Raw genomic sequence first — 25,973 nt, forward strand, 5'->3', positions numbered from 1 at the left:
TCGCATTGGTCTGCATTATGCCCCGCGCTGGGGGAAAACGAGCTTGCCATTGGACGCGCCTTTTTGCCTGATCGAAGACCGCGAAGCCGCCGGGGCGCTGCTCTTCACCGTGCCGCGAAAAATCGTCGCGGCTTATCGGGCCGAGGAGGTTGGCTGGGCTTTTACCGCCTTGCAGGCGGCCGTGCGCGAAAATTTCTATGTTGCGGGCTTCGTGGCTTATGAATGCGGCTATGCCTTCGAGCCGCGCCTCGCGCCGCTGCTGGAAAAGGAGGGCGTCCGGCCGCTTCTGCTTTTCGGCGTGTTCGATGCGCCGCACGAGGCGCCGGCGCTGGACGCGGCGGGCGCGGGAACGATCGAGGCCTTGCGTCCGGCCTGGAATTTCGCGGATTACGCCAAACGCTTCGCCGCCTGCCGCGACTATATCGCCGCAGGCGACGCCTATCAGGTCAATCTGACCTTCCCGATCGAGGGCCGCTGGCGGGGCGAGCCGCTCGACCTTTATCGCAACTTGAGGGCGCGCCAGCCGGTCGCGCTCGGCGGGATTGTGGCGCTCGGTGGCGAGACCATTCTCTCGTTGTCGCCGGAAAGATTCTTTTTCACGCGCGGCGACAAAATCTTCACGAGGCCGATGAAGGGCACTGCCCCGCGCGGCGCGACGCCGGAGGAAGATCAAGCGCTTGTTGAGGCTTTGGCGCGCAGCGAAAAAAACCGCGCCGAAAATCTGATGATCGTCGATCTGTTGCGCAACGATCTCAGCCGTCTGTCAGAGGTCGGCTCGGTAAAAGTTTCGGACCTTTTCTCGGTCGAGACTTTTCCGACGCTGCACCAGATGACGTCGGGCGTGGAGGCGCGGCTGCGGCCGGGGCTTGCGCTGCAAGACATTTTCGCCGGCCTGTTTCCCTGCGGCTCGGTCACCGGCGCGCCGAAAATCAGGGCGATGGAGATCATCGCCGAACTGGAGAACGTTCCGCGCGGCGTCTATTGCGGGGCTTTCGGCTTCATCGCGCCGGGCGGCGACATGCGCTTCAATGTCGCCATCCGCACCCTGACCCTTGCGCCGGACGGCAAACTGACCTGCCCTGTCGGCTCGGCGGTGGTGGCGGATTCGCATGCGCAAGAGGAATATGAAGAATGTCTGCTGAAAGCCCGGTTCCTGACGGGCGAGCCGATTTCGGCCTGATCGAAACTTTGCTCTGGACCCGCGAAGCAGGCTTCTGGCTGGTCGAGGGCCATCGCGCCCGCATGGCGGCCTCAGCGTCGGCATTGGGTTTTTCCTTTTTGCCCAAAGACTTCGACGCGGCGCTTGCTGACGCTTGCGCCGGCGCCGACTCCCCCGCCTTGCGCGTGCGAATCCTTTTGTCACGCGACGGCGCCATCGAAATTTCCGCCGCGCCTTTTGCCCCCGATCCGCCGCAAAAAATCTGGCGGGTCGCGGTGGCGGCCCAAAGATTCGATTCGTGCGATCCGCTGCTGCGCCACAAGACCACAGTCCGCGCCCTTTACGAGGACGCGTTCGCGGCCTCCGGCGCGGATGAAGTGATTTTCCTCAATGAAAAGGACGAGGTCTGCGAGGGCGCGCGAACCAATGTTTTCGTCGAACGCGACGGCGCCTTGCTGACACCGCCGGTCGCCAGCGGCCTGCTGCCCGGCGTGTTGCGCGCGCATCTGCTGGCGGAAGGCCGCGCCCGCGAAAAAGTCCTGCGCTTGTCCGACCTCGGCGAAGGTTTTTTGGTCGGCAATTCCTTGCGCGGCCTGCTGTCGGCGCGATTGGTCTAAGCTTGGTCGTGGTCCGCTTCCGCGTCATAAATTCAGCTCAATGTTGAGCATATTATTCACGTTTACGCTGAGCGAAGATGGCGGATACGCTGAGCGACGATGGCGGAGGCTCGGCCGTGATCGACAGACTCATCTCCCCCGAACAATGCCGGATGGCGCGCGCCGGTTTGGGGCTGACCGCCGGAATTCTGGCTGAACACGCTCAGGTTTCGAAAGTGACCCTTTCCAATTTCGAAAAGGGGAAAAGGTCGCCGCATCCGCGCACGGTCGCGGCGATCCGGGGGGCGCTCGAAACGGCGGGCGTGGAATTTATCGAGGACAAGGGCGGCGGGGCTGGCGTGCGGCTGAAGAGGCAGGCGCGTGACGCGACCATCTCGCTTGAAGACCTGAACGCGGAAAATGACTGTTAGCCGCCGAAAAAGAGGGCGATCGCCCGGTCGGCCGCTGAGGGGTATTCTGGCGAATGAAATAGTTTGGGGGGCGAAATGACGACGATCAAGCAAATACTTCAGGAAAAGGGCGGCGACGTCGCCTCAATCAGCCCGGACGCCACTGTCTTCGACGCGATCAAGGCGATGGCCGAGCAGAATATCGGCGCGCTTGTCGTCATCGAAGCCGGCAGGGTGGTCGGCCTCATCACCGAACGCGCTTATGCGCGCGAGGTCGTTCTGAAAGGCCGGACCTCGCCGACCACCGCGGTAAGGGCCGTGATGGAGACCGATCTGCCCTACGCCAGACCCGAACAATTGGTGGAGGAATGCATGGCTGTGATGACCCGGACGCGGCTGCGCCATATGCCGGTGTTCAGCGACGGCGAACTGGTCGGGCTGATTTCGATGGGTGATCTCGTGAAATCGATCATCGGCAACCAGGAATTCACCATCGAACAGTTATTGCATTATATCCACAGCTAATCCTTGCGGAGCCAATGCGCCAGCAGCGTGTGCGCGATGGCGATGGGGTTGGGCGCGAAAAGCCCCTGGTCGTGGCGGCCCTCGATCATGGCGCGGGCCTCGGCGCGGCTGAACCAGCGGCAATCCTCCAGTTCTTCGCGGTCCATGACGATTTCCCGCGAAAGCGCCCGCGCCTCGCAGCCGATCATGATCGAGGCCGGAAAGGGCCAAGGCTGCGAGGCGACATAGCGAACCGCGCCGACCAGGATTCCGGCCTCCTCCTTCACCTCGCGGCGCACCGCCTCTTCAAATGTCTCGCCGCCTTCGACAAAGCCCGCGAGGCAGGAATACATTTTTTCGGGAAAGTGCATTTGGCGGCCGAGCAGACAGAAATCGCCATCCGTCACCATCATGATCGCAACCGGATCGGTGCGCGGGAAATGCCTTGAGTCGCAGGCCGGACAATCGCGGCGCCAGCCGCCATGGACCGATAGCGTCAGCGCGCCGCAGCGCGGGCAAAAGCGATGATGCGCATGATAATGCAGGATGGACTTGGCCTGCGCGAGAACGGCGATTTCCTCGCGCGGCAGCGCCTGCTTGTTGGCCAGCGAGCGGAGATCGTGAATTTGCAGTTCGGGACGTCCGGGCAGGACCAGCCGGCGCTGGTCGATAAAGGCGGCGGCGTCGAGCGGCGCCTCCGCTTGCGCCGCCTCGTCGGGCAGCAACAAAGCGAAAATCGGTCCCGTCGCATCGCGCCCCAGCAGAACTTCCGCCAGGATCGAACCAAGGGCCCGCGCTTTGGGAAGCGGATGGAGCGCGGCGAGTGTTTCGCCTTCGGCGCGCAGAACCGGCATGGATTGGACGAAAACGACCGCGCGGGCTTGCGGCGCGAGCGCCAGTTTGGCGAGCCGCGCGGCGTCTTCGCGCAGTTCCGAAAGCCTGTCGAGCGTGTTGCCGGCAAAGCCGATTGCAAGGTCACAGGCGCTCATGCGCCGCCCGCCAGTTCGAGCGCGGCGCTGAAAGCGCGTGTCCGTTCCGATACGGCTTCGGGCGCATAGGGTTCGGGCGTCCCCGCGCCCCAGACCGGGCCGGGCCAGGCCGCGTCGCCCGCAAATCGCGCCACGACATGGAGGTGCAATTGCGAGACCTTGTTGCCGAGCGCGCCGACATTGATCTTCGTGGCCGCCGTCAGGCTTTTGAGCCTTTCGCCGGAAAAAGCCGCCTCCTCGATCAGCAGCCCCCGTTCCTCGCGCGAAAGCTCGTGGATTTCGCTCAAGTTCGCGCGGCGGGGAACAAGGATCAGCCAGGGAAAGCGGCTGTCGTTCATCAACAGGGCGCGGCACAGCGCGAGGTCGCCGACGAAAAACGTGTCGGCGGCGAGGCGGGGATCGAGGATGAAGGTCATGTTGCCTCCCAGGCGCTCCCGGCGTAGCGCCTTCGCGCGAATGAGACAAGCGCCCCCTTGCGCAAAGGCCCTTCATGGTCCAAATAGGCGGCGGGAGGTTGGCGGTGGACGTTCCACTCGCCAACCGGGTCAGGTCCGGAAGGAAGCAGCCCTAACGAGAATGGGCGGGTCTTCGTTCAACCTCCCACCCTTTGAAGGGTATATCCGCGCCCGACGACCGCTGGCGCCTTCTCACGGCGGTTTGATGATCGACGATCCCGCGCCAAATCAGATTGAAAGCGCATCCGGCGCCCTGTTTGGCGACCCGCCGCAGAAAGCGGCGACCTCCGGCGCCTATCGCGTTCTGGCGCGCAAATATCGCCCGTCCCGTTTCGAGGACCTCATCGGCCAGGAGCCGATGGTCCGCACCCTTTCCAACGCCTTCATGCTCGGCCGCATCCATCAGGCCTATATGCTGACCGGCGTGCGCGGGGTCGGCAAGACCACCACCGCGCGCATTCTCGCCCGCGCCTTCAATTACGAAGTTCCCGCGCGCGATGGCCATCCGGCGATCGACAAGCCCACGGTCCATATGGACGAGATCGGCGTCCATTGCCAGGCGATCATGGAATCGCGCCATGTCGACGTGATCGAGATGGACGCCGCCTCCCACACCAGCATCGACGACATCCGCGAGATCGTCGACAGCGCGCGCTACAAGCCGGTGATGGCGCGGACGAAAGTCTATATCATCGACGAAGTGCACATGCTCTCGAAATCCGCCTTCAACGGCCTGTTGAAGACGCTCGAAGAGCCGCCCGAACACGTCAAATTCCTGTTCGCGACCACCGAAATCGAGAAAGTGCCGGTGACGGTGCGCTCGCGCTGCCTGCGCTTCGACCTGCGCCGGGTCGAGACCGACGCCCTGATCCGCCATCTCGACATGATTTGCGACAAGGAAAGGGTCGAAATCGAGCACGATTCCCTCGCCTTGATCGCCCGCGCCTCGGAAGGCTCCGTTCGCGACGCCCTATCCCTCCTCGATCAGGCCATCGCCCACGGCGCCGGCGCGCCGATCGGCGTCGAAAACCTGCGCCTCATGCTGGGGCTTGCCGACCGCGCCCGGGTCATCGATCTGTTCGACGCTTTGATGAAAGGCGAGATCGCGGCGGCGCTGGAAAATCTCAAGGAGCAATATGACGCTGGCGCCGACCCGGCCCAGGTCCTGGTCGATCTCGCCCATTTCGTTCATTTCGTCACCAAGACCAAGGTCGCGCCCAATGTCGCCGATCCGGCCGCGACCCAAGCCGAACGCGAGCGCGGCGCCTTTTTCGCGCAAGATCTTTCGATGTCGGTGCTGTCGCGCGCCTGGCAGATCCTGGTCAAGGGCGTCGAGGAGGTGAAGGATTCGCCGCGCCCGCTGCCGGCCGCCGATATGGTGCTGGTGCGGCTTGCTTACGCCGCCGACCTGCCGACGCCCGAGGACGCGCTGAAGAGATTTTTCGACGCGCAGCGTGGCGGGCCGGCGTCAGGGCTTTCCCGGCCGCCGCCATCTGTCCCCGCGTCGGGGCCGTCGCTGGGGGCCGGCGCCGCCGCGCGCTCGGTGCCGCGTCTCGCCGCGCAGACCGCGCCGTCGCCCGCTCCGGCGCCGGAAGGGCCGCCGACTGTCATACTGAAAACCTTCGCCGATCTTGTGGCGCTCGCGGGCGAAAAGCGCGACATTCAGATCAAGGCGGCGCTCGAACGCGACGTGCGTCTGGTCCGTTTCGAGCCCGGCGTGCTGGAATTTGCGCTCGCGGAGGGCGGCGCGCCGGGCCTTGCGGCGCAGCTTACGCGGAAATTGCAGGATTGGACCGGACAGCGCTGGATGGTCGCGCTGTCTTCGGCCGCGGGCGCGCCCAGCCTGATGGAACAGGCCGAGGCCGCGGAAAACGAGAAAAGAATCGGCCTTCAGGCGCATCCCTTCGTGCGCGCGGCGTTGGAGCAGTTTCCCGGCGCCATGATCGTCGCCGTGCGCGGCGGCGAAGCGGAAACGCCGCCGCCGACCGAGGCGCCGGAAGCGGTTCTCGACGACGTAGCCTATATCGACGATTCCGAAGAAGAGGATTTTTGAATGGACATCATGGGCTTGATGAAAAAGGCCGGCGCCATGCAGGCCAAAATGGCGGAAATGCAGGCCGAACTCGACAATATCACGGTCGAGGGTTTTTCGGGCGGCGGGCTCGTCAAGGTGACGATGACCGCCAAGGGCGCGATGCAGGGGCTCGCCATCGATCCCTCGCTGATCAAGGAAGACGAGAAGGAAATTCTCGAAGACCTGATCGTCGCGGCTCATGCCGACGCCCGGCGCAAGTCGGAAAGTCTGCTGGAAGAAAAAATGAAGGACATGACCGCCGGCCTCGGTCTGCCGGCTGGAATGAAACTGCCGTTCTGACATGGCGGAACGCATCGCCGGGCCCGAAATCGAACGGCTGATCCAGTTGCTCGCCCGCCTGCCGGGGCTCGGCCCGCGCTCGGCGCGCCGCGCCGCCCTGCACCTGATCCGCAAGCGCGAGGAACTGCTCGGGCCGCTGGCGGAAGCGATGCGGGTCGCGAAGGACAGAATCGTGACCTGTTCGGTCTGCGGCAATATCGACACCTCCGACCCGTGCAGCATCTGCGCCGACCCGCGCCGCGACGCGAGCGTGATCGTGGCGGTCGAGACGGTCGGCGACCTGTGGGCCCTGGAGCGCGCGGGCGTTCTGAGCGCAACCTATCATGTGCTCGGCGGCGCGCTCTCCCCGCTCGACGGGATCGGCCCGGACGATCTCAATATTGCGAAGCTGATCGGGCGGGTCGCCGAGGGCGGGGTGAAGGAGGTCATTCTCGCGGTCAACGCCACGGTCGACGGCCAGACCACCGCCCATTTCATCACCGAACTTCTCGGCCCCTGCCATGTGAAATGCACCCGCCTCGCCCATGGCGTTCCGGTCGGCGGCGAGCTGGACTATCTCGACGAAGGCACGCTGGCGGCGGCGCTCAGAAGCCGGACGGATTTCTGAGGGCGCCTGAGGGCGCGCAGGGGCGCTAGCCGCGTTTCTTGCCTTATCCGCGCCCCATTCGCGACCAATTCGCAAATAGTTACGTAACAGAAGTTCGTATAGATCATGGCAAGGCGGCGCGCGCGGCCGGAGCCGGGCGGAAGGCTTTATTGCCTGCCAAAATCGATCTTTGGATGAATGGCTCGGCTTTTATGACACTTTCATGAATTAAAACGTCACAATGCTTGGCGCTTTCATATACCTTTCAAATTTCGCAGGATTAAGCCCTTGGTCCAAGGGTCAACTATTGCGTCAGCGCAACACATGGAATCTTTATGGCGAAAAAACGCCTCTATTCCGTTCGCCTCCATTGCCAAGCACCCGCCTCCCCAATAATCGATAGTCAATCGCAGGGCGATCACGCCTTCGTGATCAGATTTCACACCCGCGGCTGGGCCGCGGTCTGTTGGAATGAGCTTCCTGATGGCGCTCCGCGCCGCGGCGGCTCGCACAAAGGAGACGGGCATGAAAACCAAATTGATGGCGGCGGTCGCCTTGACGGCGATCCTTTCTGCCGCCGGCGCCGCGAACGCGCAGACGGCGAGCGAGGTGAAGGCTCTCAAGGCCCAGGCCGCGGCGCTCAAGAAGGAAAACGCCGCGCTTGAGAAGCGTCTGGGCAAGATCGAGAAGCAGCAGGCCAGGGAACAGGCGATCCTCGCCCGCCAGCCGGCGCCTGCCGCCGCGCCGTCCGCCGGCTCCTTCATGGCGCAGGCCTCGAACGTCCCGGGCCAGCTCCTCAACGGCGAAGGCCCGCTGACCTGGAACGGCATCACCATTTTTGGCACGTTCGACGCCGGCATCGGCTATGCGTCGCACGGCGCGCCGCTCAGCAGCGACTTCTACGCCGGCAATAGCTTGCTGTCGAAGTTCGGCAATCATTCGCTGTGGACCATGGCGCCGAGCGGTCTGTCGCAGACTACCCTCGGCATCAAGGGCCAGGAAGAAATTCTCCCCGGTTGGGCGGGCGTGTTCTATGCCTCGACCGGCATCAACCCGCAGTCCGGTCAGCTTGCCAATGCGCCTGGCTCGCAGGTTTCCAACAATGGCGTGCCGCTCGCCAACCAGTCGGTCAACGCCGACGGCACCCGCGGCGGTCAGGCCTTCAATGACCAGCTCTATGTCGGTTTGTCGTCCAAGACCTTCGGCGAGTTGACCTTCGGTCGTCACAAGTCGCTGTCGAACTCGCTGCTCGGCAATTACGACCCGGCCGGCGCCGCCTATAACTATTCGGTCATCGGCTATTCGGGAACGCCGGTCGCCGGTCTCGGCATGACCGACCTCGGGCGCCTCGACAATACCCTGCTGTACACCTTGACCTATGGTCCGGTGCATTTCGGCGCCCTGTATAAATTCGTCGACGGCACCGCCGGCAGCGCAGTCACCTGCATCGGCGGCACGGGCGCCAACCATTGCGGCGGCGCGGCCGCCAGCAACCTCTATACGCCTCTGCAGACAGCCAATGACGGCTATCAGTTCAATGTCGGCGGCAAATATGCCGGGTTCGAGCTGGACGGCGTGGTCAGCCACTTCAACCAGGCGGTCACCTATGGCACGCTCGGCGTCGGCAACACCACGGTCGGCACGCTGGTCCTGCCGAACTTCATGAGCCCCGACCTGGCCGGCACGGCCGCCGACATCACCAGCTGGATGCTCGCCGGCAAATACACCTGGAACCAGTTCAAGTTCTATGTCGGCTACGCCAACGACCATTATTCGAACCCGAGCGATCCGATCGGCATCGGCGCAAATATCGGCCAGGGCGGTTATTCGGTGATTTCCGTCAGCAACACGGCCTTCCCGCACGACAAGATCCTGCAAACAATGTGGGGCGGCATCAAATACGCATTCAACGCCCAGACCGAGTTCACCGTGGCTTATTATCATGAGCTGCAGAACGGCTTCGGCACCAACGCCCAGATCCTGACGTGCGACTATGGCCGGGCCACGCGCTCCGGCAATTGCTCGGGCTATCTGAACGGCGTCTCCGGCTATGTCGACTATCACTTCACGAAGCGCTTCGACGCTTACGCGGGTCTGATGTGGACCCAGGTGGGCGGCGGCATGGCGGCCGGCTATCTTTACACCAGCAACTGGGCCCCGACTGCCGGCGTCCGCTACACCTTCTGATCGCGCTTTCCCCGGAAAGCCCGGAAGGGACGAGACTCAAAATCGAAATCCCGCGAGAGCGATCTCGCGGGATTTTCCGTTTTCAGCAGGCGTTGCCGCGTTTTTCAATGTGGTAAATTTATTACATGAAGTCAGAAAACTTTCCCTGACGTTGCTTGCGGCGCCGAGTCGCCGAAAAATTCCTCAACTTTAAGGGGTTTTGCATAGCGGGCAGGCAATGGGTCCTCGGTGTGGCGAATTTCAGGACTTTCCATGGTAATTATTCATTGCTAGCAATCGGTTGACCGATCTAACGCGCGCATATCGCACTATATTCGCGTTTCCATATATCGGCGTCGGAGGCGGTCTTTGCGCGCGGCGCGGCAATGGAGAGCTTAATGAAGAGAATTGTATTGGCCGCTGTCGCGGCCTCGACCGTGACGATCTCGGCCGGAGCGGCCAAGGCGGATCCCTCCAGCGACGTCGCCGTGTTGAAGGCGGAAGCCGCCGCGCTGGCGAAACAGAACGAAGCGCTGGAACGGCGGCTTGAGCGGCTGGAGCGGAAACAGGCTGCCCAGGCGAAAGCCGTCGAAAGGCGGCATGCGGCGGCGCCCGCGCCGCAATCCTTCCTGGCGCAGGCGGGCAAGACCTCGGGCGACCTCCTCAACGGGGAAGGACCGCTGACCTGGAACGGCATCACCGTGTTCGGCACGATCGACGCCGGCGTCGGCTATGTCAGCCACGGCCTGCCGGACAATGGCCAGAACTACGAGGGCCAGTCTCTCATCAACAAATACACCAACCACGCCCGTTGGGGCGTCGCGCAGAACAATCTCTCCCAGACCACCCTCGGCGTGAAGGGCGAGGAAGAGCTGCTGCCGGGCCTCGCCGGCGTGTTCATGGCCTCGACCGGCATCAATCCGCAATCCGGCCAGCTCGCCAACATGCCCGGAACTTTGGTGTCGAACCAGGGCCTGCCGCGCCAGTCCTATTCCTTCTCCGGCGACGGCGGCCGCGGCGGTCAGGCCTTCAACGATCAGCTCTTTGTCGGTCTGTCCTCGAAAACCTTCGGCGAGCTGACCTTCGGCCGCCATCGGCCGTTCTCGGTCGATCTCGTCGTCAATTACGACCCGACCGGCGCCGCCTATTCCTTCTCGCCGATCGCCTATAACGGGCAGTTCGTTCAGGGCCTCGGCGCCACCGAAGACGCGCGCTGGGACGATTCGCTGAAATATCGCGTGACCTATGGTCCGGTTCATTTCGGCGCGATGTATAAATTCGCAGATGGAAATGGGGGCTGCAATTATGTCGGGCGGCCCGCCGTCGCCGGCGCGATTCAGACCTGCTATCCGGCCAGCAACACCGCCTATCAGTTCAACCTCGGCGGAACCTATGGCGCTTTGAACATCGATGCGGTGGGCGGCGTCTATCACGACGCGGTCGTGATCGCGGGCGGCAATTCGCCGCTCAGCGCCGCGCAGCTCGCCGGCGCGAGCGTCTTCACCAGCAATTCCGGGATCGTCGTCAATTCGACCGGGAACAATGCCAACACCTTGCAAGCGCTGATCTCCGACAACGTCGGCTTCGCACTCGCCGCCAAATACAGCTGGAACCAATTCAAGTTCTTCGCCGGCTATGCCCATGACGAGCTGCAGAATCCGTCCGACAATGTCGGCGTCGGCGCGACCAACCAGGAGGGCGGCTATATACTGAGTTCGGTCAATAACAACTTCTACCCGCATCCCAAGATCTTGCAGACGTTTTGGGCCGGCGTGCGCTATGCCTATAATTCCAAGCTCGAACTGATCGGCGCCTATTATCACGTCAGCCAGAATCAATTTGGCACGGACTACCAGAACCTGACCTGCATCACCGCGGTCAACCAAAGCAGCAAGGCCGCGCAATGCGCGGGCGATCTCAACGCCGCCTCGGCCTTCGCCGATTACCACTTTACGAAACGGTTCGACGTTTATGGCGGCCTCGAGGTTTCGACGGTGGACGGCGGCATCGCCGGGGGCACGGTGTCGCCCGCGGGCAAGCTCACGGCGCTCGGCTTCAATTATCTGACCAATTGGGCCCCGGTGGTCGGCGCGCGCTTCACCTTCTGATCGCGCCGCCCGATTCCCCGTCAGGCGAAATCCCGCGAGGCTCCCGCTCGCGGGATTTTGTTTCGGCCCGCCGGCGCCCCGCCAAGGCCGCTTGCCAATGGCAGGCCTCGCGAGTAGCAAAGCAGCCGTTTGGAGAACGCGCGACCGCGAGGCGAATCATGGCGAGCTATAAAATTTTCCTGTTGCCGGGCGACGGCATCGGTCCCGAAGTCACGGCCGAGGTCGAAAAGGTCGCCAAAGTGCTCTCCGATGCGCGCGTTGCGACCTTCGAATTCGAGAAAGGTCTCGTCGGCGGCGCGGCTTATGACGCCCATGGCAAGGCGATCGGCGAGGACGACATGGCGCGGGCGCAAGCCGCCGACGCCGTGCTGCTCGCCGCCGTCGGCGGGCCGAAATGGGCCAATGTGCCCTATGACGTCCGCCCCGAAGCCGGCCTGTTGCGCCTGCGCAAGGACCTGGGCCTGTTCGCCAATCTGCGCCCCGCCGTCTGCTATCCGGCGCTCGCCGACGCCTCCGCGCTCAAGCGCGAGATCGTCGAGGGCCTCGACATCATGATCGTGCGCGAATTGACCGGCGGCGTCTATTTCGGCGAGCCCAAGGAGATCATCGATCTCGGCAATGGCCAGAAGCGCGCCATCGACACCCAAGTTTACGACACTTTCGAGATCGAGCGCATCGCCAAGGTCGCCTTCGAGCTCGCCCGCAAGCGCTCGAACAAGGTGACCTCGTCGGAAAAGCACAATGTGATGAAGTCCGGCGTGCTGTGGAAGGAAGTCGTCGCCGAGGTCCATGCGAAATCCTATGCCGACGTCAAGCTCGAACATATGCTGGCCGACGCCCTCGGCATGCAGCTCGTGCGCTGGCCCAAGCAGTTCGACGTGATCGTCACCGACAATCTGTTCGGCGACATGCTGTCCGACGTCGCCTCGATGCTGACCGGCTCGCTCGGCATGCTGCCTTCCGCCTCGCTCGGCGAGGCCGACGCTGAGGGTAAGCGCAAGGCTATGTATGAGCCGGTGCATGGCTCGGCGCCCGACATCGCCGGCAAGGGAATCGCCAATCCGATCGCGATGATCGGCTCGTTCGGCATGGCCTTGCGCTATTCCTTCGGCCTCGGCCATGCAGCGGACATGATCGAGAAGGCCATCGCCGACGTGCTCGCCGCGGGCCTGCGCACCGCCGACATCAAGGGCGACGCGACGCAAACCATCTCCACTTCAGCGATGGGCGACGCCGTCGCCGCGTCCCTGCAAAAAACACTCTGACCGGAGGCCGACCGCCGCGCCACGCGGCGGTCACTTCAGGAAGACGTGAATGTCGACCTGTTCGTTCATGTCGCCCGAATCCTTGGCGTCGGTCAGATATTCCTCGGCGTAGAGGTCGCGCGCCTCGAGGCCTTTGGCGTCCATATAGGCGGCGATGGCGTCATAAGTGCTGTCGATGTCGTCATAGGCGCCGCGATGCTCAAATCGAAGCGCCTTGCCGCTCGGCGACTGGGCGAGCGAAATTCCGGGGCCGAGGTCGAGCTTGGCGCCGGCTTGGGTGTTGGCCTGGGGGCCGCCTTGGGGGCCGGCTTGGGCGTCGACCGGGATCATGGCGTCGAATTTGAAGCCGCCGTCGTTGGTTTCGGTGAAGACCGCCATGGGCCGGCCGTTTTCCTTGAGCCCCGCCTTTTTCGCGGCGGCGCGTAATTTGGCGAGCGCCTCGTTGATCTTGGCGAAGCCTTCCTCCCAGTCCGCCGCGTCATGGCTTTCGATCACGGGCCGGGCGGCGACATTCTCTTCCTTGATCGAACCGTCCTTTGAGGAAATGTCGCCTTTTGGCGCGACGGCCGGGCCGGGCGCCGGCGTCGCCGGTTTTGCGGGCTCCGGCTTGGCGCCTTCGGGCGCAGTTGCGGCCTTTGCCGCCGGGGCAGGGGGCTGCTGCGCCGCGAGCGGAAAGGAGGCCGCGACGAGAGCAAGGGCGAAGATCATGGGCCGCAGCAGCGCCGCGCCTGAAAACATTCTGTCGATCCGCATTCGTGAGCTCTCGCTTGAACGTAGCGCGCGGGCGTGCGCCGGCCCATACTACCGCCCGGAGCCGCGCCGCTCTATGGCCGTCCTTGGACTTTTCTCCTATATTCCGCTTAAACCGCACATGAACGCGCCCGGACCGTTTGATGACCGATCTATCCGCCGCCTCCGCCATCGACACACCCGGCCATCCCCTGGCGGGACGCGAGATCGTCAAAATGAACGGGGCCGGCAACGCCATTCTCGTGCTCGATCTGCGCGGCGCCGGGTTTCTGCCGCGCGTGGAGGACGCGCGGGCGCTGGCGCGCGCGCCGGGGCTCGCCTATGACCAGCTCATGGTCCTGTCCGACCCGCAGGCGCCGGGGCAGGACGCCTTCATGACCATCTATAATCAGGACGGCTCGCTTTCCGCCTCCTGCGGCAATGGCACGCGCTGCGTCGCGCATTATCTCGCCGGACTCTCGGGCGCGGAAGCGCTTCAGCTCGCCACTTCCGCCGGGCCTTTGGCGGTGCGGCGCGAGGGCGCGCTGTCCTATTCTGTCGATATGGGGCCGCCCCGGCTCGGCTGGCGGGAAATTCCGCTCGCCCGCGAGGTCGCGGACACAGGAAGGGTCGAACTTGGCCGGTTCGGCTTGCCCGCGGCCTCCTGCGTCAGCATGGGCAATCCCCACGCCATTTTCTTCGTCCCTGAAATCGAGGCCTTCGATCTCGCCGCGATCGGCCCGGTTCTGGAACATGACCCGATCTTTCCCCAACGCGCCAATATTTCGCTCGCTCAGGTTTTTTCGCGCGAGGCGATCCGGCTGAAAGTCTGGGAGCGCGGGACCGGCCTGACGCTCGCTTGCGGCACGGCGGCTTGTGCGACCCTGGTCGCCGCCGCGCGCGCCGGCCTGACCGGGCGCCGCGCGAAAATTTCGCTGCCGGGCGGCGATCTCGCCATCGAGTGGCGGGCGGACGATCACGTCGTCATGACCGGGCCGGTGGAGGTCGAATTCTCTCGAATCCTCACGCCCGATCTTTTCGCGCCGGCGCCGGCATGACGGAGAAGGTCGAAGTCGTCACCTTCGGCTGCCGTCTCAATCTCGCCGAATCGCAGACCGTCCGCGAATTGGCGGCGCAGGGCGGCGAAAGCGGCCTTGTCGTCGTCAATACCTGCGCGGTGACGGCGGAAGCAACCCGCCAGGCGCGTCAGGCGATCCGCCGGATGAAGCGCGAACGGCCCGAAGCGCGGATCGTCGTCACCGGCTGCGCCGCGCAGATCGAGCCCGAAATGTTCGCTGACATGCCCGAAGTCGCCCATGTCATGGGCAATGCGGAAAAGACCCGCGCCCTGTCGTGGAGCCATTTTCCGAACCGGGTCAATGTCGCGCCTCTCAGCGACGCCGCGCGGCGCGCCAATGAGCCGGCGCCGGTTCTGACGGCGATCGAGGGCCATACCCGCGCTTTTCTCGCTGTGCAGAACGGCTGCGACCATGACTGCACCTTCTGCGTCATTCCGGCCGGGCGCGGGCGATCGCGCTCCGTGACGCCCCAAGCCGCGCTTGAACAGGCGCGCAAATTCGTCGAAACCGGCCACAAGGAAATCGTGCTCACCGGCGTCGATCTCACCTACTGGGGCTCCGATCTGCCCGGCGCGCCGAAGCTCGGCAAGCTGGTCCGGCTGCTGTTGCGCGAATTGCCGGACCTGCCGCGCCTGCGGCTCTCGTCCATCGATTGCATCGAGGCCGACGCCGATCTGCTGGCGGCCTTCGCCGAGGAGGAACGGCTCGCGCCTTACCTCCATCTCTCCCTGCAATCCGGCGACGACCTGATCTTGAAGCGGATGAAAAGGCGGCACAGCCGCGCGGAAAGCGTCGCCTTCTGCGCCGAGCTTCGCCGTCTGCGCCCGGACATCGCGCTCGGCGCCGATCTGATCGCCGGCTTTCCGACCGAGGACGAGGACGCCGCCGCGCGCAGCCTTGCCCTTATCGAGGACTGCGGGCTGAGCTTCCTTCATGTCTTTCCCTTTTCGCCGCGCCCCGGAACGCCGGCCGCGCGCATGCCACCGGTCGCGCCGGCTGCCATCAAGGCGCGCGCGGCGCGGCTGCGCGAAGCGGGAGAACAGGCTTTGGCGCGCCATCTGGCGGCGCAGGCCGGGCGAAGCCTGCGCATTCTGACCGAGCGCGGCTTCATGGGCCGCGCCGAGGATTTCACCCCGGTCCGCACGGCCGGCTTCGCGCCGGGACAGCTGGTGAGCGGGGTGGCCAAAGGATTTTCCGGAGGCGCGCTGGAGGTAACCTTTTTTTCATAGTTAATCGAGAAGCCCGCGGCGCGGTAAGACAAGACTCGAACAATTCTCGTCAAATTGACGGCATGTGATGCGCTCGACTGAGCGCGAGGGAATGTCATGCCGCCGACCACAAGTTTCCGCCGCGGAAGCGATTTCCGCGCCTATGTCCGGACTTCGCTCGCCGAGCAGGACAAGTCCCGCGTCGTCAGGGCGCCGAAAAATCCATTGCGGGGCGTGCGTATCGATACGAGTTTAGCGGCGCTGATCACGCAACGCGCGAAAGATTGGATGTCGGTTCTTCGCCGAAAAGGCGCGCCAACGAAGGATTATGGAGTGGAGCGCGAATTGGCCGGATCCCGGCCGATTCCGGCGCGTCGGCCCGGTCTCGACTTGCGCCGCCGCGCGATCGAGGAGATTGGGTCTCTGCGCTCCGCCCTCGCCTTGTTGGCCGCGCGCCTGCGGCCGGTTCCCGCAACCGCGCCCAGCGCCGAAAGGAGCGCTTTCGGCGCTCCGGCCGAGGCGCAAGGCGCTTTGGAGCGCGCCGAAGCCGAATTGCGCGCGCGCCGGGCCCGGGCGCGCCAGCCGGAGTTCCAGGCGCGCGAGCCGGATTTCGAAGCGCGGCGCCGGGAGGTCAAAGCCGTTCAGGCGCGGCTCGATCGCGGCGGGCCCGCCGAGGCGCCGGATGTCCGCGACGTCGCGGCGCCGACGGAAAGCGCCCGCGTTTTTCGCGGTTCAAGCCAAAGGCCGGCGGCGTCGGCAAGCCCCGACGAGAGTCTTGAACAGGCTTGGGCGGCGGAACTGGCCGATGAATATCGCCGGGAATTCCACCCCATGGCGGCGCGGAAAGCCGCTCGTCCGCCGGTCGACGACAAGCCGAGCGCCGCCGACGGCGCGGCGTCGGCTATTTTCCTCGCGGGCAAGGCGCTCTGGCGGGTCAGCCTGGTCCTGCGGCCGGTCTTTCGCTTCGTTCTGGCGCATAGCGCGCCGATTCTCAAAATCGCCGCCGTCGGCCTCGCGATTCTCGCCGCGGCCGGCTTTCTCGCCCAGTGGCCGCGCACGACAAGCGATTCCGGGGTCCAGGCGACCGTTGGCGCGCAGACCGCGCCGCCGCGCCCGAGCTGGGCCGAAATCTCGAAGCCCTTCGAGTACTATGATCTTGCCGCGCCGCTCGTCGCCGACGAAAAGCTCGTCTACGAGGCGCGGCGTCATTCGCCGGGCGGCGGACGAGAGGATTTTCTCACCTTTGGCGATTTCGCCGGCAAGGAGCCTTTCGTAAGGCTCGCGGTCTATCGCCACGGGACGGAAAGAGTCGCCGCGCCGCCCTTCTTCGTTGATATGGCGCGGCGCGCCGCCGCGGTCAGCATCAGCATCGATAGCGCCGACGCGCCTGCGGCCCGGACCACCCGTTTCGGCGATTTCGAGACGGCGGCCATGGCCATGCGCAAGGGCCGGCAGGCGCGCGACAATTGCCGGGGCTTCCGCTTCAACGTCGCGCCGCCCGGTCTGACCATCGCCGGCTTCGCCTGCGGGGCGGGCGACGCGCCCTTCAGCGCCGGCGAACTCGCCTGCCTCGTCAACCGGCTCGATCTGGTTTCGGCTGGAGACGACAAGCCTCTGCGCGACTTCTTCGCCGTCGCCGAGGCGCGTGGCCGTCCGGGTTGCGCCGAGGCGGGGGCGGCGCGGCGGCGGGCGCGATAGGAATGGTTGCAGGAAAGCCGCGCGGGACCGGATTTTGTTTTTTTTAGGCCGATTCGCTATCGCTTGCCGCGCCGAAGCGTTAGATTGGCGTCATCTGTCAGGAGCCCAACATGCGTCGCACGTCCCTTTTCATTCTTGCGCTCGCCTCCGGCGCGCTGGTCAGCGCCAGCGCAGAGGCCGCCAGCAAGCACAAGAGCCGCCAGCCCACGTCTCGGGTGCAGACGGATGCGCACGCCGCCGAACTGACCGTGACCAAGCGGAGCTTTCTCGATCCCGGCAATGTCGTGCCGGTCGACAGCCAGGACCGCTATGCGGGCAACATCAAACATCCGTCCCCGGCGCCGGGGGGCACCTATCGCAACGACAGTTTCGGCGACTGGCTCCTGCCGGGCAATTTCGGCGTGCCGGGCTTCTACCAGCGCTGAACGGCGCACACCAAAACGGGGGCCGGACGAATGCCCGGCCCCCGCTGAAGTTCTTGTTCGTGGATAATCGTTTCCGCAACGTTGGTTCCGCTTTTCAGGACCTGTTTCAGTCCTTGGCGCGCTCGACGTAAGAATTGTCCTCGGTGAGCACGACGATGCGGGCGCCGACGCCGATATGGGGCGGGACCATCACGCGCAGACCATTGTCCATTTTGGCCGGCTTGTAGGAGGATGAGGCGGTCTGGCCTTTCACCACCGGCTCGGTTTCGATCACTTCGAGGGTCACGCGGGTGGGAAGCTGGATCGCCACGGCCTGGCCGTTGAAGATCGACAGGATGCATTTCATGCCTTCCTGCAGATAGGCGGCCTGTTCGCCAATCACGTCGGGCGGCACGATCACCTGCTCGTAATTCTCGTCATTCATAAAGGTGTAGCCGTCGCCATCCTGGTAGAGATAGCTGAAATTCATGTCCTCGACATGGGCGCGCTCGACCTGTTCGGTCGTCTTGTAACGCACCGAGGTCTTGTTGCCGTCGGACAGGCGGCGCATGTCAATCTGGGTCGTCGGCGTGCCCTTGCCGGGGAAAAAGCTTTCGGCGCTCAGCACGACGTAGAGGTTGCCGTCCTCATGCTCGATGATATTGCCTTTGCGGACGTTGCTGGCGATGATTCTCACGCGTCGGTTTCCTTGCAGCGACGCCCGCCGCGCCGGTTGAAGGGACGGGCTGTCGGGTCTATGGACCTTTCTTGAAGCTTGCGGCGACACCTATACTCAATCGCCGCCGCAAAGCCAGTTTTTTGTCACCTCGACGGAGCAATGGCGCGAATGGCGCGACAGACCGCCTTCTGGGCGCCGGAATTTTTTGACGCGCGGCGGACCCGCCTGCATGCGCGGGCAAGAATCGTCAAGGCGGCGCGCAATTGGTTCGAGCGCGAGGATTTCGTCGAAATCGAGCCGTCGGCCCTGCAGGTCTCGCCCGGCAACGAGACCCATATAGCGGGTTTCGCCACCCGTTTCGAGCCCCTCGGCGCGCCGCCGACGACCTATTACCTGCATTCTTCGCCTGAATTCGACTGCAAGAAATTGCTTGCCGCGGGAGAGCGGCGGATCTTTTCGCTCGCCCATGTCTTCCGCAACGGCGAAAGGACCAGGCTGCACCATCCCGAATTCGCCATGCTCGAATGGTATCGCGCCGAGACGCCCTATCGCGTCTTGATCGACGATTGCGCGGCGCTTTTTCACCTCGCGGCCGAGGCTGCGGACGCATGCGAATTTCGCTTTGGCGGTTCGCGGCTCGATCCCCGCGCCGCGCCGGAAATTTTGTCCGTGACGCAAGCCTTTGCGCGCCATGCCGGCGTCGATCTGCCTGCCCTGCTCGACGATCGCGACGGCTTGGCGCGGGAGGCCGCGCGGCTCGGCGTCCGGGTGAGCGCCGACGATCATTGGTCGGACCTGTTCAGCAAGATCATGTCGGAAAAAATCGAGAAAAATCTCGGCCACGGCCGCGCGACCGCGCTCATCGACTATCCGGCGAGCGAGGCGGCGCTCGCCCGGCGCAAGCCGGAGGACCCGCGCTTCGCCGAGCGTTTCGAACTCTATGGCTGCGGCGTGGAACTGGCCAACGCCTTTGGCGAATTGACCGATCCGGTCGAACAGCGCCGCCGCTTCGAGGCCGATATGGCGGAGCGGGCGCGCATTTACGGCTCGTCTTTTCCGATCGACGAGGATTTTTTGGAAGCGCTCGCTTTCATGCCGCCGGCGAGCGGCTGCGCGCTCGGCCTCGACCGGCTCGTGATGCTCGCGACCGGGGCGGACCATATCGAGGACGTCCTGTGGGCGCCGGTCGCCGCGCCAGAAGTCAAGGCGCCATGAGCCGAAACATGAGCCAGAAAACCCTGACGCGGCCCGAGGACCTGGTCGCCGCCGGCTTCGCCGGCGCGAGTGAGATCGAGAGTCTCGCCAAGGTCGCGGCGCGTTACAGCGTCGCCGTGCCGGTGGATGTCGCGGGCCTGATCGAGCGGCGCGACGATCCGCTCGGCCGGCAATTCCTGCCCGACGCCGCCGAACTGACCATTCTGCCTCACGAGCGCGCCGATCCGATCGGCGACGACGCCCATGAGGCGGTCAAAGGCCTGATCCATCGCTATCCCGACCGCGCTCTGCTGAAACTGACCAGTCTTTGTCCGGTCTATTGCCGCTTCTGTTTCCGTCGCGAGCGCGTCGGCGCCGGCACGGAAGGTCTGCTCGACGAAGCGGCGCTCGACGCCGCCTTTGCCTATCTTGCCGCGCATGAGGAAATCTGGGAGCTGATCGTCACCGGCGGAGACCCGCTCGCCGTCTCGCCGCGCCGTCTCGCCGGACTTTCGGCGCGGCTGCGCAAGCTCGATCACGTCAAAATCCTGCGGTTCCATTCGCGCGTCCCGGCGCTCGCTCCGGAGCGGGTGACCGAGGAGGCGATCGCGGCGATGCGCGCCTCCGATAAAACCGTTTATGTCGCGCTCCACGTCAATCATCCGCGCGAATTGACGCCAAAGGCGCGGGCGGCGATCGCCCGGCTGGTCGATTCGGGCATTGCGATGGTCAGCCAGACCGTGTTGTTACGCGGCGTGAACGATAATGTCGAAACGCTTTCCGCCTTGATGCGCTCTTTCGTCGAGAACCGGGTAAAACCCTATTACCTGCATCACGCCGATCTCGCCCCGGGCACGTCGCATTTGCGCCTGCCGCTCGAGGAAGGGCGGGCGCTGGTCCGCGCCCTGCTCGGACGGATATCAGGTCTCTGCCAGCCTGTTTATGTCGTCGATATTCCCGGCGGGCGCGGCAAGGCGCCGGCGGGGCCGAATTACTGGCGGCGCGACGGCGAGGCGTGGCGGGTTGAAGATTGGCGCGGAACGAGCCACGCTTACGCCGATCCGCCCGCGCCGGCTGGACAAAGGTCGGGAGCGCCATGATTTGGGCTGATTTCCGGCCATTCTCGCGCGGCGAAACGAATTGGAGTTCAACGTGACGCGCTTTCTTTCCCGCGTCCTGCTGGCGCCGCTCTTGGCCGCATTGCTTATGGGCGGAGCGGTCGCTCCCACCTGGAGCGCGGATACGGCGGCGCCGGCCGCCACCGAAGCGCCGGCGCCGGTCGATCCGGCCAAGAGCCTCGACTCGGTCAAGCAAAGCCTTGACAAGATCGAGGCCCAAATCGTCGGCGACAGCCTGACCGATGGCGAACTGATCAAGCTGCGGGGGGCGCTCGATCCGATCTCGGCGCAAATTCAGGCCGTCATCGCTGAAGTCGCGCCCAAGCTCGCGGCGGTCAAGGCGCGGCTCGACCAGCTCGGCAAGCCGCCCGATCTCAAGGCCAATCCCAGCGCCGCGCCGGAAGATCCGGCGGTCACCAAAGAGCGCGACGATCAGCAAAAGCTCTTCACGTCGCGCGACGATCTCATCAAGCGGGCCAATCTCGCGCAGTTGCGGGTCGATCAGATCGCCTCGCAAATCGCCGAACGCCGCCGCACCCTCTTCGCCAATTCCGTCTTCCAGGCCTCATCCAGCATCGCTTCGCCGAAATTGTGGATGAGCGTGGCGGGCGAAGCGCCGCGCGGCTTCTCCGCCGCGCACGGCGTCTTGATGGATTTCGTGAGCCAGGCCTCGGAGGCCCTGGCGTGGCGGAACGCCTGGATGTTCGGCTTGTCCCTGCTGGCCCTGATCGTCGCGATCGTCGCTGCGACTCTGCTGGCGCGCCGGGTCATTCCACGCGAGAGATCGGGGCGGACGCCCAGCGAATGGCAGAAGGCGGCGGCCGCTTTGTGGACGGCTGCGGCGGTGGCCATCATTCCGGTCGGCGGCGCGATGGGGTTTTTCGCGCTTGCCCGTTGGTTCGGCCTCGGCGGGGATGAGTTCAGGCGCTTGTCCGCCGCCCTGTTCCGCGGCGTCGTCGAGTTCGCGCTCGCGGTCGGGATCGGCAATGCGCTGCTCGCGCCAAACCGCCCGAAATGGCGGCCGGTCGATCTCAGCGACCGGGTCGCCCGGCGCCTGATGAACCTCATTCTGGTCGTCATCACCTTGATCACGCTCGGAAAATTGTTCGAGGCGCTCGACGCGACAGTTGGCTCCGCGCTGCCGGTGTCGGTCGCGGCGCGAGGAACCTTCGCTCTTCTCGTCGGTCTCGCCCTGACGCGCGGCCTCTATGGCATCGTCGCCGCGCCGGACGTGGAAGAAAGCCCCAGCGGCCGCCCCGGCAATCTCGTGGACGAAAGCCCGTGGTGGCCGCCGATCCGTTTCGCCGCCTGGGCGGCGACCATCGCGGTCATCGGCGCCGATCTCCTGGGCTATGTGGCTTTGTCCTCCTTCCTGGTCGACCAGATCGCCTGGATGGCGCTCATCATCAGCCTGCTGTTCCTGTTTCTGAAGCTGGCGTCGGAAGGGCTGGAGGGCGCCTTCGGGCCGAATTCGCGGCTGAGTCGGGCGCTCATCGCCAGCATCGGCCTGCGCCGGGAGAGCCTGGCGCAGATCGGCGCGCTGCTTTCCGGCGTCGTCTCGCTGACGCTCTACGCCGTCGCCGCCTTGCTGGTGATCGCGCCCTGGGGCCTGCAGTCGCACGACATGGTCGGAGCGATGAAATCCGCCTTTTTCGGCTTCAAGATTGGCGGCGTCACCATCTCGCCCTGGAGCCTGCTCGTCGCGCTCGCGCTGTTCGCGCTGGGCTATACGGTCACCAGCGCGATTCAGAACTGGCTCGAGAAGAGATATCTGCCGCTGACCCAGATCGACCAGGGCCTCAAGGCCTCGATCCGCGTCAGCATCGGCTATATCGGCGTTCTGCTGTCGCTGCTTTTCGCGGTCGCGTTCCTCGGCATCAATCTCGAAAGGCTGGCGCTGGTCGCCGGCGCGCTGTCCGTCGGTATCGGCCTCGGCCTGCAATCGGTCGTCAATAATTTCGTCTCCGGCCTGATCCTGTTGTGGGAGCGGGCGATCAGGGTCGGCGATCTGGTGGTCATCGGCGACGACCAGGGCTATGTCCGTCGCATCAACGTCCGGGCCACTGAGATCGAAACCTTCGACCGCGCGACCATGATCGTGCCCAACGGCAATATCATGACCGGGGTGGTCAAGAATTACGTGCGCGGCGATCGGATCGGCCGGGTCAAAATCCCGATTCAGGTCCTCTGGGGTTCCGAGCCCGAAAAAGTCCGCGAGACGTTGCTCGACGTCGCCAAATCGCATGAGGAGGTCGTCGGCATCCCGGCGGCGACGGTTCTGTTCACCAATCTCGGCCTGAACTCGCTCGATTTCGAACTGATCTGCTTTGTCGAGAATGTCGAGCGCACGGGGCGGGTGAAGAGCGATCTGCTGTTCGCCATTTTCAGCCGCCTCGCGGAAAGCGGGATCCGCATGACGGGTTCGACGCCGGAGATGAATGTGAGCCTGCCCCATATCGAGCCGATGCTCGACCGCTATTTCGATCGGCGCTCCGAAAGCAAAGCTTAATCCTTTTCGCCGACTTCCTTGCCACTCGCTTTTGACCGGAGCGCCGCGCTTGCCTCGTCTTTCTTTTCCCGCCGTCCGCTTCGCCCTTGCCGCCGCCCCTTTCTGCCTGCTGCTTGCCGGCTGCGCCGAGACCGCGCCGCCCGCCAGGCCCGAGGCCGGCCTGTTCCAATCCATGGCCGAGCCCGGCGCGACGCTGGACGTCAGGGCGGCGCGCGACATGATCTCGCTTTATCGCCGCAACCATGGCCTGAGCGACGTGACGATCGATCCCGGCCTGACGGCGCAGGCCAAGGCGCAGTCCGACGCCATGGCTGCGCGCGACAAGCTCAGCCACGAACTGAGCGGCACGCTCACCCAAAGGCTGGATCGCGCCGGCTATGAGAAAAACAAGGCGGTGGAGAATGTCTCGGCCGGCTATGACACGATGGCCGAGGCTTTTTCCGGCTGGCGCCAGTCGCCGCCGCACAACGCCAATCTGCTGGCGCCGGGGATGAAAAGGATGGGGATCGCCGCCGCCTATAATCCGAAATCGCGCTACAAGGTGTTCTGGACATTGGATATGGCGAATTGAGCGCCTATTCGGCCGCCGCGAAGGCGCGGCCGGCGCAATCGGCTGGCCCGAGCCAACGGCTCAGGAAGGCCGAAGTCCAGCGCGCCACCGCGCCGTCATATTGGAACCAGCCGTCGATATGGCGCTCGCGCTTCTGGGCGCCGGGCTGCTCCATGCGCTCGAGCGCCGTCACCGTCCATTTGCAGATCATGGCGTAGGTGACGTCGGGGTGGAACTGAAAGCCGAAGGCCTTGTCGCCGACCTGGATCGCCTGGGCCTCGAAATCCTCGCCTTCCGCGAGGAGGACGGCGCCGTTGGGGCAGTCGAAGCCCTCGCGGTGCCATTGATAGACTCTTGTCGGGAAGGCGCAGTCGCAGAGAGAATGGCCGCGCTGGGTCGGGCGGATAGGATAATAGCCGACCTCGACCCGGCCCTCTGGATGGCTTTCGACCCTGTGGCCGAGATGACGCGCCAGCAATTGCGCGCCGAGGCAGATGCCGAGGAAGGGCTTTTGCTCCTTCAACGGCGCGCCGATCCAGTCGATCTCGCGCTTCAGCCAGTCTTCCTCGTCATTCGCGCTCATCGGCCCGCCGAAGAACACCGCCCCGGAATGATCGGCCATGGTTTCGGGCAGGGGATCGCCGAAACGCGGGCGTCTGATGTCCAGCGGGGCGCCCAGTTCGCGCAGCAGCCGGCCGATCCGACCGGGCGAACTGTGCTCGCCGTGCAGCACGATCAGCACGGGTTTGCGCGACGGCGCCGTGAACGGGTTGGCGGACGATGGCATGTTCAGGAGGCCTCCTTGTCCGCGCGGCGCAGTTGCAGCGACCCAACCAGCGCCAGAATGGCGGGTTTGGGGATGAAAGTCATGGCCCTGATCATCAATTTGTTCAAAAGGCCGGGAATCACGACCCGTTTTCCCGCCATCATCCCGTCATAGCCGATCCTCGCGACTTCGGGCGACGTGAGCGCGCCGACGAAAACCTGCTTCTGCATTCTGTCCGAGAAGCGCGCCCGCCTCTGGAAGCCGGTCGGCGTCGCGCCGGGACACAGGGCGGTGACGGAGACGCCGCGCGGCGCAAATTCGACCGAGAGCGCCTCGGTGAAGGATAGAACATAGGCCTTGCTGGCGTAATAGATCGCCATGCCCGGTCCCGGCATGAAGGACACGATGGAGGCGACATTGAGCAGCCGGCCCTTCGTCTCGCTGAGTTTTGGCGCAAAGATGAGGCTCAATTCGGTCAAGGCGCGGATATTCAGGTCGATCATGCCTAATTGTTCGGCGAGATCGCCCTCGGCGGCGGGACCGAGCGCGCCATAGCCGGCGTTGTTGACCAGAATGTTCGGGCTCGCGCCCGCCTCATCCAAAGCGGCGGCGAGGGATTTGGCGGCGTCCTTCTGGCTCAGGTCGAGATCGAAAACCAGGGGACGGGGGTTTTTCTGCCCAGGAAGCGCCGCGATTTCGTCGGCCAAAGCGTCGAGCGCGGCGCGGTTGCGCGCAACCAGCGCGAGGTCATGGCCCTTCACGGCGCCGACCCGGGCGAGATCGGCGCCGATGCCGCCCGAAGCGCCGGTGATCAGCATGACCTTTCGCGCGCTCATGGCTTGACCTCAGCTGTGGCCGGCGCATCGAGGTCCCACGGTCCCGGCGCGTCGGGGTCGCAGCCTTGCTCCTCGCGGACCTTGCGCCGCATGGCGAGGCGCTCGCACGACGGCACGTTGAGCAGTTCGGAGACCCGCCAAATGATGTTTTCCTCGAATTCCTGCACTGCGCCATCGGCATAAGCGATGTTCCACATCATCTCGACCAGCCGGCGGCGGTCAGGCCCGCTCATCGAATGTTTCAGAACCGAGGTGAAGCCGTAAAGATCGACCGATTCGCGGTCACGTTCGCGCGCCTCGGCCAGCAGGCGTTCGGCGGAGTCGACGTCGAGGCCGAAACGCTGCTGGAGCAGGAGGAGAAGCGCGCGCTTTTCGGAATCGGTGAAAAAGCCGTCGATTTCGGCGACATGGACGAGCAAAGCCGCGGCGGCGACGCGCAACTCGCTTTCGCCGAAATCCCGTTCGACGGGTTCGGAGCCGGTCAGGTCATCGATGAACCGCCGCAACCTTTCAAACATGAGTGGACCCGCCCAGACGCATTCCCCCGAAGATGGACCCAGCTTCCTAAATGAAGCATTAACCATGCCGGAA

The 25,973-nt window shown here is 64.6% G+C and carries 25 protein-coding genes and 1 other RNA gene; 19 read left to right on the forward strand and 7 right to left on the reverse strand.

Annotated elements, in window-relative coordinates; genetic code table 11:
- The first annotated feature begins 49 nt into the window (after window positions 1–49).
- The 4 genes from K2U94_RS03705 (at window position 50) to K2U94_RS03720 (ending at window position 2,690) form a co-directional block, all read left to right on the forward strand.
- Complete coding sequence (locus K2U94_RS03705; RefSeq protein WP_243065917.1) at window positions 50–1,180, forward strand: aminodeoxychorismate synthase component I; 1,131 nt, start codon at window positions 50–52, stop codon at window positions 1,178–1,180.
- Window positions 1,132–1,776, forward strand: a complete 645-nt coding sequence (locus K2U94_RS03710; protein WP_243065918.1) for an aminotransferase class IV family protein — start codon at window positions 1,132–1,134, stop codon at window positions 1,774–1,776. Before K2U94_RS03705 ends, K2U94_RS03710 begins: the two co-directional genes overlap by 49 nt.
- Window positions 1,777–1,892: 116 nt before the next feature.
- Window positions 1,893–2,186, forward strand: coding sequence for a helix-turn-helix domain-containing protein (locus K2U94_RS03715; RefSeq protein WP_243065919.1), 294 nt, complete (start codon window positions 1,893–1,895; stop codon window positions 2,184–2,186).
- 75 nt (window positions 2,187–2,261) lie between these two features.
- Complete coding sequence (locus K2U94_RS03720; RefSeq protein WP_243065920.1) at window positions 2,262–2,690, forward strand: CBS domain-containing protein; 429 nt, start codon at window positions 2,262–2,264, stop codon at window positions 2,688–2,690.
- Here K2U94_RS03720 and nudC read toward each other — a convergent pair.
- Both nudC and K2U94_RS03730 read right to left on the reverse strand, forming a co-directional pair.
- Window positions 2,687–3,658 (reverse strand): NAD(+) diphosphatase, encoded by a 972-nt coding sequence (gene nudC / locus K2U94_RS03725; protein ID WP_243065921.1) that lies wholly within the window; start codon window positions 3,656–3,658, stop codon window positions 2,687–2,689. The genes K2U94_RS03720 and nudC overlap by 4 nt on opposite strands.
- Entirely contained in the window at window positions 3,655–4,074 is a 420-nt protein-coding gene (locus tag K2U94_RS03730) for an HIT domain-containing protein (RefSeq protein ID WP_243065922.1), read from the reverse strand. The genes nudC and K2U94_RS03730 overlap by 4 nt, the downstream gene beginning before the upstream one ends.
- 92 nt (window positions 4,075–4,166) lie before the next feature.
- On the opposite strand from K2U94_RS03730, the gene ffs reads away from it, so the two are divergent.
- From ffs to leuB, 7 genes are all read left to right on the forward strand, one after another.
- An RNA gene (gene ffs, locus K2U94_RS03735) (signal recognition particle sRNA small type) lies at window positions 4,167–4,263 on the forward strand.
- Window positions 4,264–4,318: 55 nt separating this feature from the next.
- The gene (locus K2U94_RS03740) at window positions 4,319–6,166 is read left to right on the forward strand and encodes a DNA polymerase III subunit gamma/tau (RefSeq protein ID WP_243065923.1); all 1,848 of its coding nucleotides are present in this window, start codon (window positions 4,319–4,321) and stop codon (window positions 6,164–6,166) included.
- The gene (locus K2U94_RS03745) at window positions 6,167–6,487 is read left to right on the forward strand and encodes a YbaB/EbfC family nucleoid-associated protein (protein ID WP_243065924.1); all 321 of its coding nucleotides are present in this window, start codon (window positions 6,167–6,169) and stop codon (window positions 6,485–6,487) included. It abuts the gene before it with no gap.
- Between the two features lies 1 nt (window position 6,488).
- The gene (gene recR, locus K2U94_RS03750; protein WP_243065925.1) at window positions 6,489–7,094 is read left to right on the forward strand and encodes a recombination mediator RecR; all 606 of its coding nucleotides are present in this window, start codon (window positions 6,489–6,491) and stop codon (window positions 7,092–7,094) included.
- Window positions 7,095–7,598: 504 nt separating this feature from the next.
- Window positions 7,599–9,260 (forward strand): porin, encoded by a 1,662-nt coding sequence (locus K2U94_RS03755; RefSeq protein WP_243065926.1) that lies wholly within the window; start codon window positions 7,599–7,601, stop codon window positions 9,258–9,260.
- Between the two features lie 377 nt (window positions 9,261–9,637).
- On the forward strand, window positions 9,638–11,347 hold the full coding sequence (locus K2U94_RS03760; protein WP_243065927.1) for a porin: 1,710 nt from the start codon (window positions 9,638–9,640) through the stop codon (window positions 11,345–11,347).
- A gap of 158 nt (window positions 11,348–11,505) precedes the next feature.
- Window positions 11,506–12,612 (forward strand): 3-isopropylmalate dehydrogenase, encoded by a 1,107-nt coding sequence (gene leuB / locus K2U94_RS03765; RefSeq protein WP_243065928.1) that lies wholly within the window; start codon window positions 11,506–11,508, stop codon window positions 12,610–12,612.
- Window positions 12,613–12,642: 30 nt separating this feature from the next.
- Here leuB and K2U94_RS03770 read toward each other — a convergent pair whose 3' ends face one another.
- Window positions 12,643–13,365: a GyrI-like domain-containing protein gene (locus K2U94_RS03770; protein ID WP_243065929.1), complete on the reverse strand. Its 723-nt coding sequence runs from the start codon at window positions 13,363–13,365 to the stop codon at window positions 12,643–12,645.
- 140 nt (window positions 13,366–13,505) lie between these two features.
- On the opposite strand from K2U94_RS03770, the gene dapF reads away from it, so the two are divergent.
- The 4 genes from dapF (at window position 13,506) to K2U94_RS03790 (ending at window position 17,751) form a co-directional block, all read left to right on the forward strand.
- A complete protein-coding gene (gene dapF / locus K2U94_RS03775) occupies window positions 13,506–14,399 on the forward strand; it encodes a diaminopimelate epimerase (protein ID WP_243065930.1) in 894 nt (297 codons plus the stop codon).
- The gene (gene mtaB, locus K2U94_RS03780) at window positions 14,396–15,649 is read left to right on the forward strand and encodes a tRNA (N(6)-L-threonylcarbamoyladenosine(37)-C(2))-methylthiotransferase MtaB (RefSeq protein WP_243065931.1); all 1,254 of its coding nucleotides are present in this window, start codon (window positions 14,396–14,398) and stop codon (window positions 15,647–15,649) included. The genes dapF and mtaB overlap by 4 nt, the downstream gene beginning before the upstream one ends.
- A 96-nt stretch (window positions 15,650–15,745) precedes the next feature.
- Window positions 15,746–17,326 (forward strand): hypothetical protein, encoded by a 1,581-nt coding sequence (locus K2U94_RS03785; protein ID WP_243065932.1) that lies wholly within the window; start codon window positions 15,746–15,748, stop codon window positions 17,324–17,326.
- Between the two features lie 110 nt (window positions 17,327–17,436).
- The gene (locus tag K2U94_RS03790; RefSeq protein WP_243065933.1) at window positions 17,437–17,751 is read left to right on the forward strand and encodes a hypothetical protein; all 315 of its coding nucleotides are present in this window, start codon (window positions 17,437–17,439) and stop codon (window positions 17,749–17,751) included.
- Between the two features lie 106 nt (window positions 17,752–17,857).
- Here K2U94_RS03790 and efp read toward each other — a convergent pair whose 3' ends face one another.
- Window positions 17,858–18,427: an elongation factor P gene (gene efp, locus K2U94_RS03795; RefSeq protein ID WP_243065934.1), complete on the reverse strand. Its 570-nt coding sequence runs from the start codon at window positions 18,425–18,427 to the stop codon at window positions 17,858–17,860.
- 150 nt (window positions 18,428–18,577) lie between these two features.
- Here efp and epmA point away from each other — a divergent pair, with 150 nt between their 5' ends.
- From epmA to K2U94_RS03815, 4 genes are read left to right on the forward strand one after another with little or no spacing between them, the layout of a single operon-like run.
- Window positions 18,578–19,624 carry an EF-P lysine aminoacylase EpmA gene (epmA, locus tag K2U94_RS03800; RefSeq protein WP_243065935.1) on the forward strand — a complete coding sequence of 349 codons (1,047 nt, stop codon included), beginning with the start codon at window positions 18,578–18,580 and terminating at the stop codon, window positions 19,622–19,624.
- An 8-nt stretch (window positions 19,625–19,632) separates the two neighbouring features.
- Window positions 19,633–20,703, forward strand: a complete 1,071-nt coding sequence (locus K2U94_RS03805) for a lysine-2,3-aminomutase-like protein (protein WP_243065936.1) — start codon at window positions 19,633–19,635, stop codon at window positions 20,701–20,703.
- Window positions 20,704–20,755: 52 nt separating this feature from the next.
- Window positions 20,756–23,230 carry a DUF3772 domain-containing protein gene (locus tag K2U94_RS03810; RefSeq protein WP_243065937.1) on the forward strand — a complete coding sequence of 825 codons (2,475 nt, stop codon included), beginning with the start codon at window positions 20,756–20,758 and terminating at the stop codon, window positions 23,228–23,230.
- 49 nt (window positions 23,231–23,279) lie between these two features.
- The gene (locus K2U94_RS03815) at window positions 23,280–23,801 is read left to right on the forward strand and encodes a CAP domain-containing protein (RefSeq protein WP_243065938.1); all 522 of its coding nucleotides are present in this window, start codon (window positions 23,280–23,282) and stop codon (window positions 23,799–23,801) included.
- Window positions 23,802–23,805: 4 nt separating this feature from the next.
- Here the strand turns inward: K2U94_RS03815 and K2U94_RS03820 are convergent, their stop codons facing one another.
- From K2U94_RS03820 to K2U94_RS03830, 3 genes are read right to left on the reverse strand one after another with little or no spacing between them, the layout of a single operon-like run.
- Window positions 23,806–24,567: a glutamine amidotransferase gene (locus K2U94_RS03820; RefSeq protein ID WP_243065939.1), complete on the reverse strand. Its 762-nt coding sequence runs from the start codon at window positions 24,565–24,567 to the stop codon at window positions 23,806–23,808.
- 2 nt (window positions 24,568–24,569) lie between these two features.
- On the reverse strand, window positions 24,570–25,382 hold the full coding sequence (locus K2U94_RS03825; RefSeq protein WP_243065940.1) for an SDR family NAD(P)-dependent oxidoreductase: 813 nt from the start codon (window positions 25,380–25,382) through the stop codon (window positions 24,570–24,572).
- A complete protein-coding gene (locus K2U94_RS03830) occupies window positions 25,379–25,900 on the reverse strand; it encodes a tellurite resistance TerB family protein (protein WP_243065941.1) in 522 nt (173 codons plus the stop codon). The genes K2U94_RS03825 and K2U94_RS03830 overlap by 4 nt, the downstream gene beginning before the upstream one ends.
- Window positions 25,901–25,973: the final 73 nt, after the last annotated feature.

This window comes from Candidatus Rhodoblastus alkanivorans (assembly GCF_022760755.1).
Taxonomy (GTDB): domain Bacteria; phylum Pseudomonadota; class Alphaproteobacteria; order Rhizobiales; family Beijerinckiaceae; genus Rhodoblastus; species Rhodoblastus alkanivorans.

What these genes read in the sequence shown, in the direction of transcription:
- K2U94_RS03710 (WP_243065918.1), top strand. Translation starts at nt 1,132, where the DNA reads ATGTCTGCTGAAAGCCCGGTTCCTGACGGGCGAGCCGATTTCGGCCTG.
- K2U94_RS03720 (WP_243065920.1), top strand. Translation starts at nt 2,262, where the DNA reads ATGACGACGATCAAGCAAATACTTCAGGAAAAGGGCGGCGACGTCGCC.
- nudC (WP_243065921.1), bottom strand. Translation starts at nt 3,658, where the DNA reads ATGAGCGCCTGTGACCTTGCAATCGGCTTTGCCGGCAACACGCTCGAC.
- K2U94_RS03730 (WP_243065922.1), bottom strand. Translation starts at nt 4,074, where the DNA reads ATGACCTTCATCCTCGATCCCCGCCTCGCCGCCGACACGTTTTTCGTC.
- K2U94_RS03740 (WP_243065923.1), top strand. Translation starts at nt 4,319, where the DNA reads ATGATCGACGATCCCGCGCCAAATCAGATTGAAAGCGCATCCGGCGCC.
- K2U94_RS03745 (WP_243065924.1), top strand. Translation starts at nt 6,167, where the DNA reads ATGGACATCATGGGCTTGATGAAAAAGGCCGGCGCCATGCAGGCCAAA.
- recR (WP_243065925.1), top strand. Translation starts at nt 6,489, where the DNA reads ATGGCGGAACGCATCGCCGGGCCCGAAATCGAACGGCTGATCCAGTTG.
- K2U94_RS03755 (WP_243065926.1), top strand. Translation starts at nt 7,599, where the DNA reads ATGAAAACCAAATTGATGGCGGCGGTCGCCTTGACGGCGATCCTTTCT.
- K2U94_RS03760 (WP_243065927.1), top strand. Translation starts at nt 9,638, where the DNA reads ATGAAGAGAATTGTATTGGCCGCTGTCGCGGCCTCGACCGTGACGATC.
- leuB (WP_243065928.1), top strand. Translation starts at nt 11,506, where the DNA reads ATGGCGAGCTATAAAATTTTCCTGTTGCCGGGCGACGGCATCGGTCCC.
- K2U94_RS03770 (WP_243065929.1), bottom strand. Translation starts at nt 13,365, where the DNA reads ATGCGGATCGACAGAATGTTTTCAGGCGCGGCGCTGCTGCGGCCCATG.
- dapF (WP_243065930.1), top strand. Translation starts at nt 13,506, where the DNA reads ATGACCGATCTATCCGCCGCCTCCGCCATCGACACACCCGGCCATCCC.
- mtaB (WP_243065931.1), top strand. Translation starts at nt 14,396, where the DNA reads ATGACGGAGAAGGTCGAAGTCGTCACCTTCGGCTGCCGTCTCAATCTC.
- K2U94_RS03785 (WP_243065932.1), top strand. Translation starts at nt 15,746, where the DNA reads ATGCCGCCGACCACAAGTTTCCGCCGCGGAAGCGATTTCCGCGCCTAT.
- K2U94_RS03790 (WP_243065933.1), top strand. Translation starts at nt 17,437, where the DNA reads ATGCGTCGCACGTCCCTTTTCATTCTTGCGCTCGCCTCCGGCGCGCTG.
- epmA (WP_243065935.1), top strand. Translation starts at nt 18,578, where the DNA reads ATGGCGCGACAGACCGCCTTCTGGGCGCCGGAATTTTTTGACGCGCGG.
- K2U94_RS03805 (WP_243065936.1), top strand. Translation starts at nt 19,633, where the DNA reads ATGAGCCAGAAAACCCTGACGCGGCCCGAGGACCTGGTCGCCGCCGGC.
- K2U94_RS03820 (WP_243065939.1), bottom strand. Translation starts at nt 24,567, where the DNA reads ATGCCATCGTCCGCCAACCCGTTCACGGCGCCGTCGCGCAAACCCGTG.
- K2U94_RS03825 (WP_243065940.1), bottom strand. Translation starts at nt 25,382, where the DNA reads ATGAGCGCGCGAAAGGTCATGCTGATCACCGGCGCTTCGGGCGGCATC.
- K2U94_RS03830 (WP_243065941.1), bottom strand. Translation starts at nt 25,900, where the DNA reads ATGTTTGAAAGGTTGCGGCGGTTCATCGATGACCTGACCGGCTCCGAA.